3 protein-coding genes are annotated in these 2,631 nt (G+C 59.0%); 1 reads left to right on the forward strand and 2 read right to left on the reverse strand.

All coding sequences use genetic code 11. The features are described 5' to 3' along the window. The coding region (locus AC3B8H_RS20235; protein ID WP_488443322.1) for a S8 family serine peptidase at positions 1–1,042 on the reverse strand (1,042 nt) is incomplete at its 3' end. A gap of 240 nt (positions 1,043–1,282) precedes the next feature. On the opposite strand from AC3B8H_RS20235, the gene AC3B8H_RS20240 reads away from it, so the two are divergent. After that, the gene (locus AC3B8H_RS20240) at positions 1,283–1,963 is read left to right on the forward strand and encodes a response regulator (protein WP_488443323.1); all 681 of its coding nucleotides are present in this window, start codon (positions 1,283–1,285) and stop codon (positions 1,961–1,963) included. Here AC3B8H_RS20240 and AC3B8H_RS20245 read toward each other — a convergent pair. After that, a partial coding sequence (locus AC3B8H_RS20245) for a response regulator (RefSeq protein WP_488443324.1) occupies positions 1,908–2,631 on the reverse strand: 724 nt, incomplete at its 5' end. The genes AC3B8H_RS20240 and AC3B8H_RS20245 overlap by 56 nt on opposite strands.

The raw sequence follows: 2,631 nt of genomic DNA on the forward strand, positions 1-2,631 counted from the left end.
TGTTGGCCGGCAGGCGCGTGACTTGCCGGTGGGCCGGGTCGTTCGGATTCCACCACTCGCCGTCGGCCGGTCCCCAACTGCAGGAAATCACGTCCGCGCCGTGGTCCACCGCCCATTTGAAGGCGTTGGCTTCCTCCTGGGAACCAAGACCCGATGCCAGCCGGATTGGCATCAGTCGGGATTTGGGAGCGACGCCCGACGCGCCCAGCGTGCCGTTCGCGCAGGCCACGCCGGCGCAGGCTGTGCCGTGATCGTCCGGAAATCCGCGGTCTTTCGGCCTGGGATCGCTCGTTTTCACGGTCACGTCTACCGGCGAAACCACTTTCCCGGAACCGGAAAACTCCGGATGATCGATGTCCACGCCGTCGTCGATGATCGCAATCGTCACGCCTTCGCCCAACGACAGCGCGTGGGCGGCTTCAACATTGGCATGGGCGTCGATGGTCAGGCCGTTCACGCTGGTTTTTTTCAAATGCCATTGCTGCGGAAAAATGGCTTTACGGGCGCGCGGCCGAATCAGTTCCGGATGGCAATACTCCACATCGTCGCGCTGCAACAACTCGTTGGCAATATCGAATACCTTTTGTCCGGTGCCTTCGACGGCGCCAACGAAGTAGGCGTTGGTGGCGTAACTGACTTGTTCCTTGATTTTCAAGCCCAGGCCGGTCAACAGCGCGCTACAGTCGTCCGGATCGGTGCTGTCCACGAATTTGACGAACAAATTTTCGGTGTACAACACCGGCTCGCGGGTGCCGGGATCGATCAACACCCCACCGGCGAAGCGCACATCCGGCGCACCGCGCAGCGCAGCCTTCCGCTCGCTGACCGAGCGCGTCGTTGGCACCCGATACACTTCGACGCCGACATCGGGGTAGGCCACAACCAACACGCCGTCACTCAATTGCGCCGAGTTAGGATTGGGCACGGCCCCCCGGCTCTGGGTGATCGACCGGCCGCTCCGGGTCCGCACCGCAATTAAATCATCGCCGGATTCCAGATCGAATCCGGGTTCGTTTTTGTTACCGTAGTGAATGGTGGGCATGGTGGGCTCCTCTAATATCTATCGGGTACCGACGAGATGCTTGCTGAGCTAAGTTCGTTTAGTTGCAACTCGGAAATCGAAATAAGTTAGTTGCATTACCCAAGGGGCGTTGCAATCGGAAACACGGATTCTCTACAAACGCTATTGTCCTAGCCACTTGTTTTCCGTACTAGTACAAATGTACTGGGTCTATTGCGGGCCGTCCGGGGTTACAATCCGTTCATCAGGCTTGCCACGGGGATGAAGACTGTGAATATTTTGTTGATCGACGACCACTTCTGCGCGCGGGAAGGGGTGGCGTGTTTGTTGAAGCAGATTTATCCGGACGTGCAAGTGTTCGAGGCGGAGAGTTTCGCGGCCGGCTTGGCGATCGCGCGCGCGCGGCCGTTGAATTTGGTTTTGCTGGACTTGCAGTTGCCGGATTGCAGCGGCTTGGAGGGTTTGGCGCAGCTTAAGGCCGATTTTCCCGAGCTTTGCGTGGTGATGTTTTCCGGGGTCGGCGATCGGGATTTGGTATTTCAGGCTTTGAAAGCGGGGGCGATGGGCTTCGTGGTTAAGTCGATTTCCCGGCAAGGGTTTGTCGAGGCCTTGCGCGATCTGCTGTCTGGCAAGATCTATCTACCTGCGACGGTCACCGCCGATGTGCCGGCCGGCGACGGCCAAACCGCGAACGGTTTGGCGACGGTGACCGACCCGGCCAGTCTGGGATTAACGCCACGCGAGTTCGATATTTTGCGCTGGATCGCGCGCGGTTACAGCAACAAGCAAATTGCGCTGCAATTGGCGATTCAGGAGCAAACCGTGCGCAACCACTTGCGGCCGATTTTTTTGAAGTTTGGCGTAACCCGGCGCACCGAGTTGCTGGTCAAGCTGTTTGTGCGAGGGATTGTGTTTGGTAAGCCGGGAGTGGGCAATAGCTAGGCTGATCCGGCGCGTCACCCATCGTGCGCAGCATCGCTTCCATCAGCGCCTTGGGATTGGCCGGTTTGCGCAATAGGCCGGTGTTGGCGGGCCAGCGCGCCTTGTCGGGTTCGGAGATGCCGCCGGCCGATAGGATCAGGACCGGCACCGGGCCGCAGTCGGCGTGGACGGCGGCGATGATGTCGTGGGCGGTTTCGTGTTGCTTCAAATAAAAGTCGGTAATTAACAGATCCGGAATCGCCAGATTGTCGGCCAGCGTCATTTGGGTGTCGGCCAACGACGATGCGGTTTGCACTTCGCAGCCCCAACTTTGCAGTTGGCAAGCCAAGCCATCCAGGGCCTTGGCGTCGTCGTCGACGATCAAGACGTAGCGGCCGCTGAAGTCGCCAACCACCAGCGGCTCGTTGGCTTTGATGTCTTGCTGGCGGGCAATCGGCAGATAGACTTGAAAATCGCTGCCGACGCCAAGGCGCGAATACAAGTCCATGCCGTGATTCGGCAAGTACTGAATCATCGTGGACGCATAATACAAGCCTATCCCAAGCCCCTGGGTTTTGGCGTCGTTTTCGCGCCCGAGCTTACCACGCACCGCGTCTTCGAAGATTTTTTCGCGCAGTTCCGCCGGTATGCCCGAACCGCTGTCGCGGATATGCAGTTTTAGCCGGTCG

The organism is Methylomonas sp. BG-2, assembly GCF_057766305.1.